This is a genomic window from Algorimicrobium echini (assembly GCF_900115185.1).
Classification (GTDB): Bacteria; Bacteroidota; Bacteroidia; order Flavobacteriales; family Flavobacteriaceae; genus Algorimicrobium; species Algorimicrobium echini.
In genome coordinates this window covers 328,326-350,654 of sequence record NZ_FOVN01000002.1, presented here as the reverse complement: position 1 = coordinate 350,654, position 22,329 = coordinate 328,326, and the positions used below count along the sequence as shown (strand labels likewise).

Genomic DNA, 22,329 nt, shown 5'->3' with positions numbered 1-22,329 from the left:
TACGCACACATTCTTTTACAATCAAGTTGTCTACAGTGCCAAACAAAGGAAGTGGTGTTAAAATCATATGCCATAAAGGCGGTACTAAATGCTGGTATGTTATTTGATGTTTTCTAATTGAAACCCGCATAACGAATTAAATTCCTATGAAAATAAAACAAACTGCATATTCAATTTTAGACCTCGCTTTGGTATCTAAAAATCATACACTCAAACAAACGTATAATAATGCTTTAGAGTTAGCTCAAAATGCAGAAAACTATGGATATACGCGCTATTGGCTAGCTGAACATCATAATGCACCAAATATAGGGAGTAGTGCAACCGCTGTTTTAATAGGTTATGTTGCTCAAGGCACTAATACCATTCGTGTAGGTTCTGGAGGCATTATGTTGCCTAATCATTCCCCATTAATTATAGCTGAACAGTTTGGAACGTTAGGCTCTCTTCATCCAAACCGAATAGATTTAGGTTTAGGGAGAGCACCTGGAACCGACAGAGAAACGGCACAAGCCATCCGTTCAGATTTTATGCAAGCAGCCCATTCTTTTCCTAATGAATTGGAGAAATTAGAACAGTACTTTTCTACTGAAAATGCAATATCTAAAGTTCGTGCAACGGTAGCTGAAGGTGTAGATGTACCATTTTATATTTTAGGGTCTAGTACAGATAGTGCGTATTTAGCAGCTAAAAAAGGATTGCCTTATGCCTTTGCTAGTCATTTTGCAACAACACATTTATGGAACGCTTTAGATATTTATAGAAAAGAATTTAAACCTTCTAAAGTGTTACAAGAACCTTATACTATGGCTGGTGTTAACATTATTGTAGCCGATACAGATGAAGAAGCACAGCGTTTATCAACCTCATTAATTCGTATGATTTTAGGTATATTTACAGGGAAACGGGATTTTGTACCACCACCTACAGATATGACGGCTGAATATGAAGAGATCCTGCAGCATCCTCAAATTCATCAAATGTTGAAATATTCTTTTATTGGAAGTAAAGCAACGGTCAAAACGCAAGTAAAAGAGTTTATAGAAAAAACGCAAGCCGATGAATTAATTGCTGTTACCAATATCTATGATGGGAAAGACAGAATCCGTTCTTATAAATTGTTTTCGGAAATTATGAAGGAGCTGAACGCCTAATCACCTTTCATGAATTTAAAAAATCAGACGTCCAAAGTATTGAAAATAATGGCTTCATTTGGGCAACGAAAAAAAGGAAGTTTACTGATAAACATTGATTTAATTGACAATCAGAGGTTCCAATGTTTCCCAAACCGTATTTGCAACTACCTTATGTCCAGCAACATTTGGGTGAATCCCATCATTCTGATTTAGTGACGCAACTCCACCAACATCTTTCAAAATAAATGGAATAAACGCTATTTTATTTTGTTCAGCAATATCTACAAAAAGCTGTCTAAATTCTGTTGTGTAGTCTTGTCCCATGTTAGGAGGTAACTGCATACCAGCCAAAATAATAGTGGTCTCAGGACTTTGCTCTTTAACGACATCTATAATGGCTTGTAAATTATATTTCGTTTCGGTCAATGCCACGCCACGTAACCCATCATTAGCACCTAGTTCTAATAGAAAAATTGATGGCTTTTGTTTAATGACCCAATCTATTCTGCTCTTACCACCAGCTGTTGTTTCACCGCTAACACCAGAATTAATAACGGTATAATCTAAATTTAACGAATCAACATAGCGTTGTAATACAGCTGTATAAGCATCGTTGGAGTCATCCAAACCATATCCTGCTGTAATGCTATCACCAAAGCATAAAATTGTTTTGGTACTGCTTGTTGTTGCTAGTGTATCTTCAGTTTTTGAAACACTTGATGGTGTTTCTACTGTATTTTCGGATTTGGTATCACCACAAGAAACAAGAGTGATACCTACCAGAATAAAATAACAAAACTTTATGAGTTTATAGGCACTTACCATTGGCAGAACTGAATTCAATTGATTATTTTGGGCTGTGGACATGAGTCGCTATTTAAATTAAAAATTTCTATGTCAAAGATATTAAAGATTACGGGTTTACAAAAGACATATGCCAGTGGTAACAAACAATTAACGGTATTACACGATATTTCTTTTGAAGTTGAAAAAGGACAAACCTTTTCCATAGTTGGACCTTCAGGAAGTGGTAAAACAACGTTATTAGGTCTTTGTGCTGGTTTAGACCAACCTAATGCTGGAACGGTAGAATTATGCGGACAAGATTTAAGCAAGCTTAATGAAGATCAACGTGCCCAATTACGCAATAAGGAAGTTGGGTTTATCTTCCAAAACTTTCAATTACTACCAACACTTACAGCACTCGAAAATGTAAGTGTGCCGTTGGAATTACAAGGGTCAAAAGAGGCGACTAAAAAAAGCTTGACCTTATTAGAAAAAGTAGGTTTAGGAGATCGTGTTCATCATTACCCCTCGCAATTGTCTGGAGGCGAACAGCAGCGTGTGGCTTTAGCACGTGCTTTTGCAAATGCTCCAACAATTTTGTTTGCAGATGAACCAACAGGGAATTTAGACGATGAAACTGGAGAAAAAGTTATTCAATTATTACTCGATTTAAACAAGGAAAACGGAACAACGCTAGTCATAATTTCACATGATTTGGATTTAGCCAACCGGACGCAACAAATATTAAGACTTAAAGGCGGAAAAATAGTAACCAATCAATTGACTACAGCATAGTGAACAACTCCAATAAAACCTCTAATATACAAGTAGCTTGGCTCTTTAAAATGGCTTGGCGTGATGCAAAAGCAAGCAAAGTACGACTATTACTGTTTATAGCATCTATTATCTTGGGTATTGCAGCTGTGGTCTCCATACAGCTATTTAGTACCAATTTAAAGGATAATATTCAAAGCCAGTCAAAAACTCTAATGGGAGCCGATTTTATTATCGATTCCAGACAAGAGCCTACAGCGCGCGCGAAAGCTATTATCGATTCCTTAAATCCTGATGCATCAGAGGTTAATTTTGTCTCAATGGTTGCATTTCCTAAAAATGGGGGTTCCAAATTAGTAAAGGTTCGCGGTTTAGAAGGCAATTTCCCTTTTTATGGTAAAATAAAATCAGAACCAGAAACGGCGGCTAGTGTGTATCAAGAATCAGGTGGAGCTTTAGTAGATGCGACTTTATTACTTCAATTCAATATAAAACCTGGTGATTCTATTAAGATTGGTGCGTTAACACTTCCTATTTCAGGTGCGTTAAAATCCATCCCTGGAAGTTCAGCTATAGCCAGTTCGGTTGCACCTCCTGTGGTTATTCCATATCGTTTTGTGGAAGCTACAGAGTTGCTGCAATTTGGGAGTCGCAAAGAATACCAATATTTCTACAAAGCATCTGACACCTTAAATTTAAAACGTCTTGAAGATAAACTTGAACCGATTTTAGATTTAGAAAATGCCGATTTAGACACACATACAAGTACAACAAGACGTTTGGGTAAACGCTATGAAAATGTTGGAAGATTTTTAAATTTAGCAGCTTTTATCGCCTTACTTTTAGGGTGTATTGGAATTGCTAGTTCGGTTCATATTTACATTAAAGAAAAATTAAGTGCTATTGCTGTTTTAAAATGTATGGGAGCTTCTAGAGGTCAAAGCTTTCTAATTTTTCTTATTCAAATTGCTGGAATTGGTGTTATAGGAGGGTTGGTAGGCTCTTTAATTGGTGTTGCACTACAATTTGTATTCCCTTATCTTTTAAAAGATTTTCTGCCCTTTACACTGGAAATTACCATTTCGGTTCAGCCTATAGCAATTGGTATATTTCTAGGTTTTTTTATGTCTGTTTTATTTGCATTATTGCCATTGCTGCGTACCTGGTTTGTGTCGCCATTAGATGTTTTACGTGTGAATGTAAATGCCTCACAAGAACCACAAAAAATACGGGTATTAGTTTATGGAGCTATTCTAGTATTCCTGTTTTTATTTTCACTTTGGTTAATTAAAGACGCCTGGTATGCTGCTGGGTTTGTGCTTGCAACCGTTTTTACATTCAGCATGCTGGCATTGGTGGCATTGGCTTTTATAAAAACTATTAAACGGTTTTTCCCAAAGCATTGGAACTTTACGGCACGCCAAGGTTTACTCAATTTATTCAGGCCTAATAACCAAACTGTTGTTTTGGTGGTGGCTATTGGTTTAGGCACATTTTTAATTAGTACATTATATTTTACTAAAGATATTTTACTGGCAAAAACCGAAGTAGGGCAGTCCACAAAAAATGCTAACATCATCATTTTAGATGTGCAACCCAATCAACGGGAGGCAGTTGCAAAAAGTATAACTAGTCAAAATTTACCCGTACTTGATAATATTCCGTTAGTAACCATGCGTATGCATAGCCTTAAAGGCCGCTTGGTAAATGATATTCGCCAAGACTCCACACGTCAAATTCGAGGTTGGATTTTAAATCATGAATTCAGAACTACCTATCGTGATTCGCTTATAGCATCGGAAGAACTGCTTGAAGGGAAATGGACACCACGGTTAAAACCCGATGAACCTGTTACAATATCCATTTCTGATAATCTAGCATCTGACGCCAAATTAACAATTGGTGATGCCGTTGTATTTAACGTTCAAGGTGTTTTAATGGAAACAACCGTAGGCAGTATCCGAAAGGTCGATTGGTCGCAAATGCAACTCAATTTTTCAATTGTATTTCCAGAAGGTGTTTTAGAACAAGCTCCACAGTTTAATGTGTTTACTACCAGTGCTCCAAACGAAACAAGTTCAGCCACATTACAACAAGATTTAGTTGCTAAATACCCTAATGTGTCAATCATTGATTTACGTCAGATTTACACCATTATCGAAGATATTTTAGATAAAGTATCTTGGATCATTAACTTCATGGCATTTTTTAGCATCCTTACAGGCGTTATTGTCTTAATTGGTTCGGTTAGAACCAGTAAATACCAGCGCATTAAAGAAAGTGTCTTACTCCGAACACTAGGTGCAAAAAACAAGCATATTTTACAAATTTCTGCATTGGAATATGTGTTTTTAGGGCTTCTAGGAAGTTTAGTCGGTATGCTTTTAGCATTAATTAGCAGTTTATGTTTGGCGGTATTTGTTTTTAAGGAACCGTTTCTACCTTCATCAACTCCGTTTTTGGTGTTTTTACCAGGAATAACCCTGTTGGTCTTAGGCATTGGCTTAAGCAATATTCAAACCGTATTACGTAGTTCTCCTTTGGAAATCTTACGCAGAGAAGGGTAGACTTTATAAAGTGTAATTAATTTTGTAACTTATTGTTTAATTAAATAAATAAAAATGCTCAATATTTTATCCATTCTACTTCAAATACCAACACATGCGCCAAACCCAGGAGATCGAGGCACTATTGATTTATCGGAACCGTTTGATTTAATTGTGTTTGTAATACTACCAATTGTATTTATAGTCCTATATATGGTTTGGAGACGCACAAAAAAACGGGATAATAATGAGCAGTCCTAATTACTGACAAACATAGAACAGAATGGTAGGCCTCAATTTCTATGAACCTAAAAAGGACTCAAATAATTTTTGCCATTTTTTTAATCAGTGACTAATCAAATACACATATATCTTATAAGTGAAGGGAATTGTCAACAAAACCAAGTTTCTAATTAATAGGAATAAACCTGAAGTATTTTCCAAACCGTTTTAGAAGAAGTGAGCAACAATATAAATTAAATCATCCAATTCGAGGGTATAAATACAAAATCCAAATAACCACAAACAGTAAAATAAACAGAAGTAATCATACCCTTACAATTCACTAAATTCCGTATCTTTAACATATACAAAACAAGTAGAAACCCAATAACATATGAAGTACCTCCAATACTTATCATGCCTTATCATCATATTATTAGTTGGATGTAATGAGGTAGACCCAAAAGGAGAAAAAGACGTGCAAAAATTTGTACAACAATGGAATCAAGATCACACACCACTTAAAGCACCATATTTAGAGAGCTGTTACATGCCAACCGTGAACTACTACGGAAAACAGCAAACTAGAGTTCAAGTGCTGCAAGATAAGCAATGGCTGTTTCAACAATTTCCAGACTATACACAGCGTATTGTAAACAACCAATTAGATATTACCAAAACCGAAGGCACCTATTTAGTGACCTTTACCAAACGCGTTACCTACAATGGTCAGGAAGCCGATTACCCAGCTTATCTGTCACTCATGGTCAGGAATGGAAATTTCAAGATTCTCCGTGAAGGCGTAGCCGAAAATGCAAAAAACACCAATGCGCCCATTTTTCCCAACGCACGCAATAATAAGGCATACCTCTCAAAAACAAGACAACTGTTTGGGGATTTCAATGGCGATGGCCTATCGGATTTTGCTACTGTAATATCTCCAGAAACCACCACGACAGCTAATAATACAGTAGTCTGCAATGACGATTGTAACAGCAGGATTATCTTTAGCAATAAGGACATCAAAGATATTGTTATTCAAGGTGCCTACAAATCGCAACTCGATAATTTACAAGACCTTAATAACGACCAAGCGGACGAAATTGGTTTTTGGGACATCAAACCCTCCACCAAAACCCTCTATGTTTACGACGCCTATAATAATCGATTATTAACACAACCAATTGTTATTAATACAGCTATTCATAAAAACTTGAAACTCATTGATGTATTCAAAAAAACAGGACCTAATAAAATTACCATAACCAAAAGTGTCCAAGAAAATGGGAAATGGGTGTTAAAGTCGGAAGTAATTCGGTTGGATTAAGCTAGAAGCGGACTTATACATTTCATGGAGTAAAACGTCTTATCTGGTTTTCAGCGAAAGCGAAAAACACTTTTTAAACGCTCAACTCGTGCTAAATGAGTTATAGTCTAGGAGGGAAGTACACCATGTTCAGCATGCCAATTAACTGCCATATAGTTTGTTAATCTGGTTTTTGTAGGTTTGACCAATGGGTATTTTATGGTCGTTAATTACAATACGATTGCCTTCAATAAACTTAATTTTACTAATGGAAACCAAAAACGATTTGTGAACCCTTAAAAAGTTGGAAGCCTCTAGCAAGGTTTCATAATACGATATTTTCTCATGGCTTACAATCATGTCATCTTCTAAAAACAGTTTGGTGTAGTTGCCATAAGCTTCAATGTACAACAAGTTGTCTATAGCTATTTGATGCTGTTTTTTGTCACCTTTTACAAAGAATTGTTTAGGGCTAGTTTCAGAAGTTGAAACGTCTTCACGTACCAATTTTGGGGTTTGAATAGTATTTGATACTTTATTTACAGCTGTCACCAATCGATCAAAGCTAAACGGCTTTAAAATATAATCTACAACGTTTAACTCAAACCCTTCAATGGCATGTTCCTTATAAGCTGTGGTAATAATGGTTTTGGGAGGATTTGTAAGCGTTTTTAAAAAATCGAGGCCTTTAAGTTTTGGCATATTAATATCCAAAAACATAAAATCCACAGTGTTTTCGTTTAAAAACTGCATGGCTTCCATGGCATTATAACAATGCTTTTCCAATTGTAAATGTGGTAGCATACTACAAAATTCTTCAATAATTTCATGCGCTAAAGGCTCATCATCTATAATTATGTATTTAAGCATGTTTGGAAATTTTTAAAGTGGATTTATAAATAGTACCTTCAATATAATTATTGAGCTCGTGCTTTTTGGGGTAAAGTAAGGACAATCTGCGTTTTAGGTTGGCGAGCCCGATGCCTTTTGTCTGACTCATCTCTTTGGAATCGAAATTATTTTCAATGTTAAAATAGATAGCGTTATCATCTTCATACAGGTGTATATGAATGAATGCATTTTCGGAAAGCGTTTCAACACCATGTTTAAAGGCGTTTTCCAATAGAATGATGAATAGTAAAGGAGCTATTTGCAAATCGGTATTGACATCATGCTTAAAGGACAGGTCCACAGATTTTTTATACCGAATTTTATGCAGCTCCATATAGTTTTTAAGGTATTCAATTTCATCACCCAGTTTTACGGTATCTTTTTCACCTTCGTAAATGGTATAACGCATCATATCAGATAATTTCAAGATAACATCTGGTGCTTGTTTGGAGTTTTTAATGGTTAAAGCATACAGATTATTCAAGGTGTTAAAGAAAAAATGGGGATTTATCTGACTGCGCAATAAGGACAATTCTGTTTTGGATTTTTCTGCTTTTAAGTTTTGAACCCATTTCCATTGTTCAAAAACCCAAACCAAGAACAACACAGGTATGGGTAAGAAGAAGATAAAAAACGGAAGCTCTTCTTTAATTTTTAAATAGGTTTCCAAATCGCCAGAAAACAATCTCAAATACAAAAAATACAAAAATAACGGCGTGTAAATAAAGGCTATTAATGTCCAGTATTTTTTAATGAATGTCGGGATTAAAACATAGGCAAGACCAATCCAGAATCCTATTAATAAACTAAAGGTTATGGGGTTGTCTGGAACCTTCATGGAGTTATCTATTAATAGCGCAATAAAAAAGAGTGCTACTAAACCTAAAACCCTAAAAACCGTTTTCTTTTTTTCCTTAAGGTAGGTATAATAATGAAAGGGCAAAGCCATGATAATACCCCAAAATATGGCATAAATAACAATCTCAAGGGTTTGGTTTTCAGGCAGAAGAAGGAACCCAATATAATCCAACATATAAAATATGGGAACTATAAGCAACAACCCAATAAGAAAGGCTTTGTATTTTTTTAAAAACTGAAACATAGGTCAAAAATACTTATGTTATCCCGTCTTCACAACTATTTGTACCAACACCATGCTTTTTAATATAAACGCGATCTTTTTTTATATGAACCCCATTTATAGGGGTTTGTATAGTGTATAACAGCGTTATAATTTGGTTTGTCATCTATACTTTAAGAACCTAAATCAGGTCTGTATGTTTGTGATAACGTTTACATCCAATTAAAAAACAAACAGACAATGAATACCTTACAAATTAATAATCTTACCAAGACCTATCCCAATGGTGTCAAAGCATTAAACGGAATTACTTTGGAAATCACCAATGGCATGTTTGGTTTGTTGGGCTCCAATGGCGCAGGAAAATCATCACTCATGCGCACCATTGCATCATTACAGGAACCCTCTTCAGGAAGTGTTTTATTTAACAATATAGATGTGGTTAAACACCCTCATGAGATAAGAAAGCAGCTTGGATATTTGCCTCAAGAGTTTGGGGTGTATCCAAAAATATCTGCTGAAAAACTATTGAACCATTTGGCGGTTTTAAAAGGCATCATCAATCATAAAGAACGAAACGCACAAGTCACGGCACTTTTGCAACAAGTGAATTTATACCAACACAGAAAGAAAGCTGTCCATACATTTTCCGGTGGTATGCGCCAACGTTTTGGTATCGCACAAGCATTATTGGCCAATCCACAATTGATTATTGTGGATGAACCCACAGCAGGACTGGATCCAGAAGAAAGCAATCGCTTTTTAAACCTATTGAGCGAAATAGGCGAAAACGTTATTGTTATTCTTTCCACACATATTGTAGAAGATGTAAAAAACCTTTGTCCAAAAATGGCCATACTTGCTGATGGCGAAATTATATCCCAAGGAAATCCTACGGATTTGGTTAAACATATTGAAGGTAAGATCTGGACCAAAATAATTCCTAAAAAAGACGTTGACAGCTACCAAAAAACGTTTGATGTAATCTCAATAAAACTAGTTTCTGGAGAAACACAAATCCGTGTATGGTCTGAACAGCAACCAGAAATTGGGTTTGAGCCTATCGCACCAAATCTAGAAGATTATTATTTCGCCACATTGTACAATCACAACAATTTAAAAGGCTAAACCATGTTTAAAAAAATACTACAATTCGAAGCTTTTTATCAATTAAAACAACGCGCATTCCCCATATTTGCACTCTTGTTTTTAGCATTGGGCATGTTTGTTGGCCGCCAAGGTCATGCGCCAACAGGTATTCATTTTAATGCGCCCTTTCAAGTGTATTTTTATACCAGTCTTTTTACTTTAGGCAGTGTTTTTATCATAATGTTTTTTGCTGTAAGTGCCATGCTTCGGGACAAACAGCACCAAATGGAGCCTTTAATATATAGCTCGTCCATTAAAAAAAGCCATTATTTTTGGAGTCGTTTTTTAGGTACGTTCATGTTTAGTGTTCTGGCTTTTGCACCTTTTCTGTTAGGGTATTGTTTAGGGCTACATTTGTCTAATTTAGATGCGGAACGCATAGCGGATTTTAATTGGTTAACCTATATACAGCCCTTTCTGTATATGGTAATACCCAACATTTTTATCTGTTCAAGCATCATCTTTTCTGTGTGTACGCTAACCAAAAACAGTACGGCAACCTATGTGAGTGCAGTGTTTGTTTACACACTCTATTTTGTGAGTTCCATCTTTTTAAATTCACCATTACTGGCACAAGCAGTTCCGGCTTCCCCAGAAAGCATGGCTATGGCTGCTGTAGCAGACCCTTTTGGGATTGCTGCGTTTTTTGAGCAAACACAGTATTGGACACCATTTCAAAAAAACACACAGCTACTGTCTTTTTCAGGCTTGTTTCTTTTAAACAGGCTTGTTTGGATGCTTGTTGGCTTGGTAGTGCTTTGGGCTACCTATCAATTGTTTTCATTTAGAAAGCTGACTAAAAAAGTTAAAAAAGAACCTAGCATTAAAAATGAAGAACAACGGCCAGTAGCATATAAAACAGTCAAGACATACTATCATTTTAAAGGACAAAGTTTGGCTTTTTTATCCTTGTTAAAAATGGAATTAAAACATGTTTTTAGAAGCTTGCCTTTTATTGCCGTGCTCATTATGTGGCTTTGTATTGTTTTTTCGGAGTTATATGCAACGGTTGTTAGTGGTGGTGAATATGGTGTACCCATATATCCGTTTACCAATCAACTTATAAACCTAATTGTGGATCCCTTAAGCATTTTTAGTCTAATAGTAATCATCTTCTATAGTTCAGAAATTGTATGGCGGGAGCATAGCTTAAATTTTAATAGTATTATTGATGCCACTCCAGCAAAAAATGGAGTGTTCTTTCTTTCAAAGTTTGCTGCCTTATTATTGTTACCTATTATCTTAATAACAACAGGGATTGTAATGTGTCTGGCATTCCAAATCAGTTTGGGTTATTCAAATTTCGAATTCGGTTTATATGCTTCCCTGTATTATCATTACGGCCTTCAGTTAATGGTATTTTGCATGATAGCCTTGTTTGTCAATAGCCTGGTTACAAATAAATACCTGGGCATGGGTATCTTCGGACTCATGGTGCTTTTAAGTTTTAAATCCAACCTAATAGGTCTGGAGCATCCATTAACAAGCATAGGGTATCTGCCAAGGTTACAGTCCAATAACATGGATGGTTTCAATGCCGTTTCCAGCTTATTCAATCATCTCGCTGTATATTGGTTCGCTTTGGGATTGCTCTTGGTCATCATTTCTTTTAAAATATGGAATAGAGGCGTAGTGGCTACGTTTTCCCTAAAATGGAAACAGTTAAAACAGGATTGGTCCAAACTGCAAAAATTGGCTTTTGCATGTTTTACACTGTTATTTATGGGCTCTGGAAGTTTGGTGTTTTACAATACAAATATCGTGAATGACTATATAACGCAAAGCGAACAATTGGATTTCCGTGAGAACTATGAACGACAATTTAAAAAATATGATAGCTTGGAAAGCTTGGTTCGTACAGCTGTAAAAACAGAGGTTGCCATCTATCCAAAAGAGCGACGCTATACGGTTAAAGCGCATTACATGCTAAAAAACAAAAGTGAGGCACCTGTAGCAGAATTATTCATTACAGAACGGATCCCATTAGAAAGCATTCGTTTGGAAAATGCCAATCTGGTGTTTCATGATAGTGTTTACCAAACCTATTTGTTTAAGTTCAACAAACCATTACAACCTAACGATTCGGTAGCACTTTCGTATCATCTGAAGCATGAATTAAAAGGGTATGACACAGATGTTTCCATAGTAAAAAATGGAACGTATATCAATCGTTTTAGCAATTTCGAACCTGTTTTGGGCTATACTTCCGGATTGGAAATCACGAATCATATAGAACGCAAAAAACGAAATTTACCAGAACGTGAAGCAGAAAACAATTCAGATGCACATATGGTCATGGAAGACATCAAATTTGAAAAAGTAACTTTCGAAACCATCATGTCAACCGATAGGGACCAAACCGCCATTAGTTCAGGTCAGTTACTAAACCAATGGACTGAAAATGGCAGGAATTATTTTCACTACAAATCAAAAGATAAAATCATGCCAGCCATAGGATATTTTTCAGCAAACTATAAAACAAAACAAGTAGTGCACAACGGCATTTCCATAGAACAGTATTACGATGCAAATCATGATTTTAACATCAAAGACATTGAAAACAGTGTCAAAGAAACATTAAACTATTGTCAGGAACATTTTGGAACCTACAATTTTGATTATGTTAGAATTGCAGAAGTGCCTGCACATTGGCCTTTTGGAGGCTTTGCGCATCCAGGTGTTATTAGTATGGTGGAGGATAGGCTGTATTTAAAAAATGTAAGCCATCCAGAAACCTTCAACTTGGTGGCAAAACGAACCATTCATGAAGTAGCCCATCAATATTGGGGGCACACCTTAACGGCAAAACCAGTGGCAGGCGCTTCTTTGTTTGTCGAAGGATTTGCCAAATATACAGAAGCCGTTGTTATGGAAAAACTATTTGGTAAAAGTGCCATTTATCAATTAAATGAAAATGCCAGAAGCAGGTACTTTTCAGGGCGTTCGTTTGCAAACACTATAGAACCACCTGTCTATAAAGTATCAGGACAAGGTTATATTTCTTACGGAAAAATGTTAACCACTTTGCTGGCCTTAAGGGATTTAATAGGCGAAGAAAAGCTGAATCAAGTTATAAAAACCATAACGGACAGACACAGAAATAGCAATAAATTGGAAGCCAATACCATTGAGTTTTTAAACGAGGTTTACAAAGTCACAGCCCAAGAACACCATGTGTTGGTTGATGATTGGTTTAAACGCGTCATTACCTACAATTTAAGTTTGGAGAAAGGGTCTTACCGTCCATTGGAAAATGGAACCTATGAAGTTTCGGTAATTGTAAAAGCAAAGCGTTTTCAAACTTTGGATACAGGGGAAATTAAACAAATCCCCATTAATGAGCCAATTAAAATAGGGATTTTTAATACGCATCAATCCAAAATAAAGGATGATAACGCACTGCTGTACTATCAATCGCATACCATCAATAAAGAAGAAACAGAAATAAAACTAATTGTTAACCAATTACCTAAATACATCTCTATAGATCCCTTTGGAACACGTTCGGATGAGAATGTTGTAGATAATACTTTTAGGTTTTAGGAAATAAAATCTTTATCATTCATAGTTATGTGAAAACAGATTATATTCCATTGGAATTTCTAGTCCTCTAAACCCATTTGTTAGTCCATATAGTATTATAATAGTTAATAGCATTCCAATTATTAGGATAAAATAAGATTGTTTATTAGGATTAATTCCTAAAAGTGTTCTTTTTATTTTTTTATCATGTACTGCTGAAATATGTCCGAAAAACGAGATAATAGCCAAACTATAATAAGGAATAAAAAAGAGGTTTAAAGGAAAGGTATTCAGTCCAGCAACTCCAAAATAAAAGTTGGTATCCAAATTCAATATAAACCTTCCTGTAAAAATTGCTCCTAAATGAATGATTAGGAAAAAAGCTAAATAAAGTCCTGTCCAAATTTGAAGTCTGTCAAAAAATCCTGAAACCCTCTTTCGCTTTTTTAAGAACAACTTTATTCCTGAACTTATTTGAAGGAGTAAAGCAAGAAGCAAGATGGTTTCTACAAAGACATTTCTATAAACAACTCTTAATTTCTGCATCAATTCAATATGAGCGTTTGGACCAAATAGACTGTACAAATGATTTAATAAGTGAAAGCCAACAAAAATGGATAGGGTAATTCCAGTGAAGTAATGTAGTTTTTTTATGGTCATTTTAAACTGTTTTAAGCTCCAATTATTAATACTATTCCGATGGCTAAAAGTACAAACCAACCTGGGTGTTTTCCTTTAGTTGCAATGAGAACTAATAAGGAGGATAAAATCATAGTGGTACTAATGGACTTGACCATAAAGTTAATGAGTTGTGATTTTTCTAAAACTGAAATTTTCAACAAAAGGATTCCAATACACCAACCAAAAACCGTAGCCAAATGCCATGTTGCCCAAAGGATACGTAAATGACGTTCTTTTAAATATTCATTAGCTTTTGTAGGAATCAATTTTCCCTTAATTCTTTTACTATTGAAAATTAGGTATTCACCTAAAATAGAATGTGCTATTCCCAATAGGAAGCACAAAATCCCAGCAATAAAAAAGTATGTGTTCATTTATTTATAGTTTTTTGATTGCCTAATTCACAACCCCTCCAGTAAGAAAAAAAGCTGTTAAACTAATAGTGTTTATAATTAAATGTGCCAATATTACCGGAAACAATCTTTTTTTAGCAATTAAATAAATAGACCCAAAAATAAGCGCGATAAAAGTGGTAGTAATAATTCCTGCCACGCCTTGGTAAATGTGCAACATGCCAAATATGGTGGCGTGTATTATCATTGCTGTAATCCAACCCATTCTGTTTTTACCAAATACATCAGTGAGTCTATTGAGAAAAAAACCTCGCATTAACAATTCCTCTCCCAAAGCGGCTCCAATCCAGACAACGGTTACAAGATAGATGATGAAAAGCAAAGGTTTTCCAAGAAAAAACTGAAACCTATCGGCAACATCTGTCGGTTTTTCCAATCCGAAATATGAAAGAATAGGGTCTAATACAAGTCCCATTAGGAGGAAAACAATAACCACTGTTAAGAAAGCTAATCCGATATTAGTAAGCCACTCTCGTTTCCCTTTAGGCAAAAGTAATCCCAAATTTCGCCATGTGGCTTTTCTTCGTTTCATAAAAAGGGTTGCTATAAAAATGGCACACCAGATAGCTATTGAGCCAGCGCCAGTAATTTTGAAATGATCAGCAACAGATTTAACAATAAGCATGATAGCTAACACGACAGTAATTTCTAGTACTGGTAATAATTTATTTTTCATGATTGATGATTTGTTTTTTGATGATGAAATGATGATAGCAAATTTTTGTATTAGGATTGTTTCTTGGCGACTATGGTTTCCTTTCCGTTAAAAAATTCAAACGCATCACCATTATTCTTAAAGATCAAGTACTTGTTTGGAAACTGTCCGTTGACATGGAATTTGGTTTCAGAAAGTGATACAATTTCATATATGTAACGACCTTTACTTCGAAATAGCAACTGCCCATTTTGATAGATAATCTCATCTACCTGCCCATTATCATAGTGATAGGTACCTTCATAACTTTTTAATATGTTTTCAGGAACGATAACGCTTGCTACCAAATCTACCGAGATGGTTTTGTCAAGTGTTCGTTGAATACTTTGTTTTGAGATGCTTTTCCCATTATTAAAAAACAAACTCAATTGATTGATTTGCGCGTCATCAGCCATGTCTTCAGAAGATTTGCCTTCACTGTGAAGCTGCTTGATCCTGTTTATCCATTTTATAGAATGCTCTTTATATTCAGTAAGTGCTTTTTTATTTGATGACAACGTTCCATGTGCAGGAATAATAATAGTATTGGTATCACCTAATGCTAATGCCTTATCAATAAATTCTAAATGTCCTTTACTGCCTCCTCCATAGTAAAAATGTGGGAAGGAATTGGTCATAAACGTGTCGCCCATAAATAGGGTATTGTTGTTTTCAAAATGCACCATGACATCATCAAAAGTGTGGGCTATACTGTGATACAATTCTACGGTTTCATTTCCCATATCTAAAGTATAGGAGTCCTTAAATGTCACATCGTACATGGCTTTTGAATATTTGGTGTTTTCATGGGAAATAATCGTGGCACCCAATTGCTTAAAAAATCCATTCGCCCCACTGTGATCCATGTGGCTATGCGTATTGACAACATATTTGATAGGTTTTCCTGAAAGTTGTTTTATGGCATTCAGTAGGGCTTGTTGGTTGTTGTTTCCAGACATTGGGTCTATTAAAAGTACGCTTTCGGCACCAATAAAAACACCTGTATTGGTGTTATAATTTTTGTGTTTTAAAATGTACAGATTATCGCTTATTTTCTGTTGTACAAAATCTGAAGAAACACGTATTTCACTGTCAGTTTGATTATTTGTTTGTGCGCCTTTTTTTGTTTTTGCTTCGGAACAAGAAGTACTTAAGACTATGAAAGCAAATAGAGGTAGAATTTTAAAATATTTCATGGGTTTTAATGATATATTAATATTAAAGTACTCTGGGTCAATATTGGGTGAGATGATTTCATCTCAGCATTAACATGAGTATTTCTAGAGTAAAATTTGTTAGTAAAAAAGGTGTAGAATAAATGAACACTTCCCAGAACAATAAAAATTATGGCGCCATTTATCCATAAATATTTAGCAATCAACATCATAAACGTATAAGTTTTATGGGTTATATATCAATAACTTGCTTTATTTCTTTTTTTACATCTGCCATATAACAACCATCAAGTTCTTTATAGCGTGACATTTCATAAAAACCAATTAAATGTTTATAGAGCAAAGATGCTTTAATCTGTGCCTCATCATCCTTATAACCGTTTTCTATCAATAATTTTTTTACGTAATCAATTCTTTGATTATCAACATCATCAATTATTTTTGAAATGGTTTTGTCTTTAACAGCATATCTTTTTAAATAAAAAATAAAGTCTGAATAAGGCATCTTACAGTATGTTATATCTATAAGTTTATTTATTTTTTGTATTGGGTTATCTTCAATACCTGTAATTTCAATAATTTTTTTTGTTTTATTGTTCACCCAGTAATTCACCATTTCTCTTATAAATTCTTTTTTGGTTTTAAAATGCCAGTAAAAACTGGATTTGTTACAGTTTAACGTTTTTGACATTTTTTCAACCACAATTCCAGAGACTCCTTTTTCGGAAAATATTTTATAACCAAGCTTTAACCAATCCTTTTTTTGTGCGACTATTTTAGGCATATTATTAAACGTTATCGTTTAAAACAAATGTATATTATTTATTAAACGTATTCGTTTATAAATTGTTAAAGTTTTGTGAATATACAATAACAAGTGAACCGTTAATTGTTTCCAAAATTATAGTCAGCCTTGATTTTTTGGTTCTTTTGTATCAAGACAAAAGAATGAAATAACCTTTTTATTCCAATTCAACGAAGTCTTAAATCATGTATATTAACAATCTAAAATTCTCAAAAGTAAAAATACACACGCTACCGCAGTATTATAAATTAAAACCAAACAAAAAACCCACTCCAGAACATCCAGAGCAGGTTTTTCAAAACTATCCCGTAACAAACGGGAACAAATCACCACAACCATAAACCCCAAATTAAAACAACAGCAATAAACATCAAGCCATTCCCCAACCGTTTTCAGAAATAGTGAGCTTGAAAACAAAGTAAACCTTCCATCACAAGGGAGTTACGAAGCAAGTATATTCAACAATTTAAAATAACGTCAATAAAAAAGCGAACGATACGCAGGAAAATGCGGAGCATTCACGAATACCTAAAAATAAAATAATGTGCATGAGTAATTTCCTTAAAACGGTTTTGATTTTTTGGTTCTTTTGTATCAAGACAAAAGAATGAAATAACTTTTTTTTCCAAAAATCTGCGCTTCACAATACTATAAATTAAAACCAAACAAAAAACCCACTCCAGAACATCCAGAGCAGGTTTTTCAAAACTATCCCGTAACAAACGGGAACAAATCACCAGAAAAAAAGAGGCCTAGCCACTTACAGCAACCACCATGGTATTACTCTGTGCAAGTTCATAAAGTTCCGTGTTAATCTCTTGGTAAAACACTATCCCAGTACTTACAAACAAAGCAGAAGTAGCCGGAATAGCTCCCAAACCAGTCATATCAATCTCAAGTGTGGTTAAGCCGCCAACCATACCACCAATAGGTATAGCTGCACTAATATCAGTACCACCAAGACCATTAACTGTATCATCAACAGGTTCATAGGAGTTCGTTGCAAGCTCATAGCTGTAATTACTCACATAACCAGCAGCTAGTACCAATTTAAAATGCGTAGCACCTTCAGGCGCAGTTATAAAAGCAGCCGTATCAAAGTCGTCTATTTTCCAAGATACAATATCACGGGCAGCTTCAATTGTTGGTACAGGGTTTGGCGCATAAAACACGCTTTTAAAAGGAAGCTGTTTGTTAAACTCAAAGCCACGAAATAGGTCTCGCATAGCAACCACATCTATATCGCGCTCGCCACGTTTCCCAGTACCAGCGCTATTCACGCGCTTCATCAGGCCACTCACACGCGCACTCAAATACGAGTCGCCCATTAGTTTCACCATATTGGCAAATCCGTCCCTAAAAGCCTTACCAGCTCGGGCGGCACCACCAAATTCCATCATGTTTTCCCGCGTTCGTTTATACGCAGGATCATTCATAATACGTTTTTTACTAATTTGGCTCTTGGTTTTTACCAAACTCTCACCATTCTGTCTGTAAAACGTCAACCCATCTAGGGTGCCGTCTAGTTTAATAAATGAATTATTTCTTGCCATAATAAAAGGTTTTAAAACTAGTTGCAAAGGCATAAGTATGCAATCCAGTTTGGTTAATAATTAAGGAATAAGACACACCGTCTAATTCCCACATAGTAATGAGGGCTAAAAATTAATTAAGAGAGAGAATTATAACATATCGATATCCCAAACCGTAATAAATAACCTCGCGAATCGTTACATACTACCGGTCTGGAAATCAAACACATAAAAATTACTTGTAACTCAAAACGAAACCCAATTATCTCATTATCAATAAAATAACCCGTTTGCAAACAATTCTGTAAAAAACAGCCAAAAATCAAACACTATTTTATAAAATTTTCATATTCAACCGAATACATCATAAATATTTCATAAAAATGAAAAAAGTTTAATAATCAGAAAATCTGTCAGAAATACCAAACAAAAACCAACAATAGAGGAGGAGCCCACCCATACAAAATCAAGTCCAAAACAAGCAGTAAACCACAAATCACCATAACAGTAGGTCAAAAATCACCTAACAGTAAGTCCCCAAATAAAACCAACCATCCAAAACATCAATCACTTTCCCCAAACATTTTCAGAAATAGTGAGCTTTATAATGAATTAAACTATCCATCGCAAGGGAGTTACGAACGAAAGTAATTTAACATTCCAAATTAACATCAAAAAAAGGCGAACGTCACGCAGGAAAATGCGGAGCATTCACGAATACCTAAAAATAAAATCATGAGTAATTTCCTTAATATGGTTTTGATTTTTTGGTTCGTTTTGCATCAAGGCAAAATGAACGAAATAAAGTTAACTATCCATATCCAAAGAGTTATGAACCAAAGTAATTTAACATTCCAAAGTAGCGAAAAGAAAAAAGAGAGCGTCACGCAGTGAACTGCGAAGCAATCATGAGTTCCAATAAAAAATATTCACGCACGAATAACTGCGTAGCACATCATGAGTTCATAAATTTAAAAATAGAAACAGATTAAGCAATAGTTTCCGTAAGGTTTCCTTCGGGTTTCCTTCGGGTTTCCTTCGGGTTTAATTCGGGTCAGCAAATATACCTTGTGCAAAACATCTCAAAATCCAATCGCATGAGAATCGCGTATTTTAAAATTCATGGGCAATTATTCAGAATGCGGCAATTATAAGAATCAAAAGATAACTCATAAATCACAACATAAAATAGCTGTTAGATTATTACTACCGATAAAAGTCTAAAGACCGTATATCAGTAACTATGTAAAATAGAATCTGAAAAAAGGTCTATTCGTTATTTGACTCATAGTAATATATGTTCTATAATTTATATTATGTAAAATAGAAATTCACAAGAATAAGGGATGCTTATCAAAACACCCCTTTTTTTAGGTTATTTCAAACTCGCCATGTCTATAACAAACCGATATTTCACATCGTTTTTGGTAACACGCTCATAGGCCTCATTAATATTTTGCATATCTATCACTTCAATATCCGAAACAATATTATGTTCACCACAAAAATCTAACATCTCTTGGGTTTCTTTAATGCCACCAATCAACGATCCAGCAACACGTTTCCGACCCATAACCAGACTACCACCATGAAATTCGCGCATATTTTCAATAGCACCAACTAGAACCATTGTTGCATCAATTTTCAATAAACTCAAGTATGGATCCATTTCATGACCTACAGGAATGGTATTTAATATAAAGTCAAAACTATTAGCATGCGCTTTCATCGCATCTTGATCTTTAGAAATCAACACCTCATGAGCACCTAATCGTTCTGCATCATCCGCTTTATCTGGCGATGTGGTAATCATTACCACATGAGCACCCAAGGCATTGGCAAACTTAACACCCATATGGCCCAAGCCTCCTAAACCAATGACACCTACCTTATCTCCTTTTTTAACCTTCCAATGGCGCAATGGCGACCAAGTGGTAATTCCAGCACAAAGCAATGGTGCAGCGCCTTTCGGATCAATATTTTCAGGAACACGCAGGACAAATTCTTGGTCGCAAACCACGGAAGTTGTGTACCCACCGTAGGTTTGACCGCCTAAATGCTTATCTGGACTGTTGTAGGTAAAAGTCGCACCATTTTCACAAAATTGTTCTAAATCATGTTGGCAGCTGTTGCAGCTTTGGCAAGAATCCACCATGCAACCAACACCCACTAAATCCCCTACTTTAAAATTGTTTACGTTTGGTCCTACCTCTGTTACACGACCAATAATTTCATGACCTGGAATTACGGGATATGTAGAGCCTTTCCAATCGTTTCGTACCGTGTGTATATCTGAATGACACACACCACAGTACAGGATATCTATGTTTACATCGGTTGCTTGTAACTCCCGACGTTCAATAGTCATCGGTTCTAAATCAGCTGTAGCACTCTTGGCACCATAAGCTTTTGCAGTCTTTTTCATCATCTTTTATGTGTTGTTTTAGTATTTTATATTTTGTGTATAAGGTACTTTTCATTCGTAGGATTTAAAAATTAATCCTATTAAACTTATGTTATTTTTTCGTAGTCGGTAAAGCCTTTTTTTCCAGTGGTATAAAACGTATCGGAATCCCATTGAGTTAAATCCAAGTTTTGTTCAAATCGTTCTACCAAATCTGGGTTAGAAATAAAGGGTTTTCCAAAGGCTACTAAATCGGCATCACCACCTTCTATAACCGCGTTACCACTCGCCTGCTTAAAATTGGTGTTAATCATCAATGTCCCGTTATAAAGGGGTCTATACCGTTTGGCAATGGCGGTTTCGGCATGCGGCACATCTGAAACATCTGTAAACGGTTCCGATAAATGCACATAAGCCAAATCGTAGTCATTTAATTTTTGAATAATATAATCGAAAGTTGGTAGCGTTTGCGCATCCACTGAAATACCAAAAATACCATGTGCCGACGGATTAAAACGCACACCGATTCTATTTTCTGGCATAACGGACTTAATAGCATCCAATACCTCAAAGAAAAAACGTGCGCGATTTTCAATGCTACCACCATAGTTATCCGTTCTGGTATTAGAAACTGTACTGAAAAACTGATGAAACAAGTACCCGTTGGATGAGTGAATTTCAACACCATCAAACCCAGCGTCTATGGCATTTTTAGCAGCCTGTTTAAAATCGGATATAGTTTGATTAATATCGGCTTGAGTCATCGCTTTTGGCGTTACCGTGTCTTTAAAACCCGAAGGTGTAAACGATTGTACTTCGGGATTAATAGCCGAAGGTGCTAAAGGTAAATTTCCATTGTGGAAATCTGGATGCGAAATCCGTCCTACATGCCACAATTGGATAAAAATGGTGCCACCTTCATCATGTACCGCTTTGGTAACCAGCTTCCACCCTTCCACTTGCTTTTGAGAGTAGATTCCAGGTGTATTAACATAACCAACCGCTTGTTCCGAAACTTGTGAGCCTTCCGTGATAATTAAACCAGCCGAAGCACGTTGAGCATAATAGGTGGCTTGCAAAGCTTCAGTAGGAGCTTTATCTGGATTGTCCGCACGACTACGTGTCATGGGAGCCATAACCACACGGTTTTTTAAGGTAATATCTGAATTGAGTGTATAGGGTTCTAACAAGGCTTGCTTTTTAGTCATGGTT

General features: G+C 35.5%; 18 protein-coding genes. 7 read left to right on the top strand and 11 right to left on the bottom strand.

Translation table 11 applies throughout. The features are described 5' to 3' along the window. Positions 1-146: 146 nt before the first annotated feature. Complete coding sequence (locus BM239_RS07745; RefSeq protein WP_092207173.1) at positions 147-1,154, top strand: LLM class flavin-dependent oxidoreductase; 1,008 nt, start codon at positions 147-149, stop codon at positions 1,152-1,154. Positions 1,155-1,253: 99 nt separating this feature from the next. On the opposite strand, the gene BM239_RS07740 is transcribed toward BM239_RS07745, so the two are convergent. Next, positions 1,254-2,003 (bottom strand): arylesterase, encoded by a 750-nt coding sequence (locus tag BM239_RS07740; RefSeq protein WP_092207171.1) that lies wholly within the window; start codon positions 2,001-2,003, stop codon positions 1,254-1,256. A 27-nt stretch (positions 2,004-2,030) separates the two neighbouring features. On the opposite strand from BM239_RS07740, the gene BM239_RS07735 reads away from it, so the two are divergent. The 4 genes from BM239_RS07735 to BM239_RS07720 all read left to right on the top strand — a co-directional run bounded on the left by BM239_RS07735 (position 2,031) and on the right by BM239_RS07720 (position 6,791). Further along, positions 2,031-2,717 (top strand): ABC transporter ATP-binding protein, encoded by a 687-nt coding sequence (locus tag BM239_RS07735; protein WP_092207169.1) that lies wholly within the window; start codon positions 2,031-2,033, stop codon positions 2,715-2,717. 50 nt (positions 2,718-2,767) lie between these two features. Further along, a complete protein-coding gene (locus BM239_RS07730; RefSeq protein ID WP_092207167.1) occupies positions 2,768-5,263 on the top strand; it encodes an ABC transporter permease in 2,496 nt (831 codons plus the stop codon). 54 nt (positions 5,264-5,317) lie between these two features. Beyond that, positions 5,318-5,503 carry an adenylosuccinate synthetase gene (locus tag BM239_RS07725; protein WP_092207165.1) on the top strand — a complete coding sequence of 62 codons (186 nt, stop codon included), beginning with the start codon at positions 5,318-5,320 and terminating at the stop codon, positions 5,501-5,503. A gap of 355 nt (positions 5,504-5,858) precedes the next feature. Next, a complete protein-coding gene (locus BM239_RS07720) occupies positions 5,859-6,791 on the top strand; it encodes a hypothetical protein (protein ID WP_092207163.1) in 933 nt (310 codons plus the stop codon). Positions 6,792-6,932: 141 nt separating this feature from the next. On the opposite strand, the gene BM239_RS07715 is transcribed toward BM239_RS07720, so the two are convergent. Then, positions 6,933-7,640, bottom strand: a complete 708-nt coding sequence (locus BM239_RS07715) for a LytR/AlgR family response regulator transcription factor (RefSeq protein ID WP_092207161.1) — start codon at positions 7,638-7,640, stop codon at positions 6,933-6,935. Then, positions 7,633-8,763, bottom strand: a complete 1,131-nt coding sequence (locus BM239_RS07710) for a sensor histidine kinase (RefSeq protein ID WP_092207159.1) — start codon at positions 8,761-8,763, stop codon at positions 7,633-7,635. Before BM239_RS07710 ends, BM239_RS07715 begins: the two co-directional genes overlap by 8 nt. 219 nt (positions 8,764-8,982) lie before the next feature. Between BM239_RS07710 and BM239_RS07705 the strand changes: the two genes are divergently transcribed. Next, on the top strand, positions 8,983-9,870 hold the full coding sequence (locus tag BM239_RS07705; protein ID WP_092207157.1) for an ABC transporter ATP-binding protein: 888 nt from the start codon (positions 8,983-8,985) through the stop codon (positions 9,868-9,870). A 3-nt stretch (positions 9,871-9,873) separates the two neighbouring features. Beyond that, positions 9,874-13,434, top strand: coding sequence for an ABC transporter permease/M1 family aminopeptidase (locus BM239_RS07700; RefSeq protein WP_092207155.1), 3,561 nt, complete (start codon positions 9,874-9,876; stop codon positions 13,432-13,434). Positions 13,435-13,449: 15 nt separating this feature from the next. On the opposite strand, the gene BM239_RS07695 is transcribed toward BM239_RS07700, so the two are convergent. From BM239_RS07695 to BM239_RS07660, 8 genes are all read right to left on the bottom strand, one after another. Further along, positions 13,450-14,073 carry a succinate dehydrogenase/fumarate reductase transmembrane subunit gene (locus BM239_RS07695; protein WP_092207153.1) on the bottom strand — a complete coding sequence of 208 codons (624 nt, stop codon included), beginning with the start codon at positions 14,071-14,073 and terminating at the stop codon, positions 13,450-13,452. 11 nt (positions 14,074-14,084) lie between these two features. Continuing rightward, positions 14,085-14,468, bottom strand: a complete 384-nt coding sequence (locus tag BM239_RS07690) for a hypothetical protein (RefSeq protein WP_092207151.1) — start codon at positions 14,466-14,468, stop codon at positions 14,085-14,087. A gap of 22 nt (positions 14,469-14,490) precedes the next feature. Continuing rightward, complete coding sequence (locus BM239_RS07685) at positions 14,491-15,183, bottom strand: CPBP family intramembrane glutamic endopeptidase (protein ID WP_092207149.1); 693 nt, start codon at positions 15,181-15,183, stop codon at positions 14,491-14,493. A gap of 50 nt (positions 15,184-15,233) precedes the next feature. Then, positions 15,234-16,397: an MBL fold metallo-hydrolase gene (locus tag BM239_RS07680; RefSeq protein WP_092207147.1), complete on the bottom strand. Its 1,164-nt coding sequence runs from the start codon at positions 16,395-16,397 to the stop codon at positions 15,234-15,236. Between the two features lie 211 nt (positions 16,398-16,608). Further along, on the bottom strand, positions 16,609-17,160 hold the full coding sequence (locus BM239_RS07675; protein WP_092207145.1) for a TetR/AcrR family transcriptional regulator: 552 nt from the start codon (positions 17,158-17,160) through the stop codon (positions 16,609-16,611). Between the two features lie 773 nt (positions 17,161-17,933). Beyond that, positions 17,934-18,734, bottom strand: coding sequence for a hypothetical protein (locus BM239_RS07670; RefSeq protein ID WP_092207143.1), 801 nt, complete (start codon positions 18,732-18,734; stop codon positions 17,934-17,936). A 1,354-nt stretch (positions 18,735-20,088) separates the two neighbouring features. Beyond that, a complete protein-coding gene (locus BM239_RS07665; protein ID WP_092207141.1) occupies positions 20,089-21,141 on the bottom strand; it encodes an NAD(P)-dependent alcohol dehydrogenase in 1,053 nt (350 codons plus the stop codon). An 83-nt stretch (positions 21,142-21,224) separates the two neighbouring features. Next, positions 21,225-22,325 carry an alkene reductase gene (locus BM239_RS07660; RefSeq protein WP_092207139.1) on the bottom strand — a complete coding sequence of 367 codons (1,101 nt, stop codon included), beginning with the start codon at positions 22,323-22,325 and terminating at the stop codon, positions 21,225-21,227. Positions 22,326-22,329 lie beyond the last annotated feature (4 nt).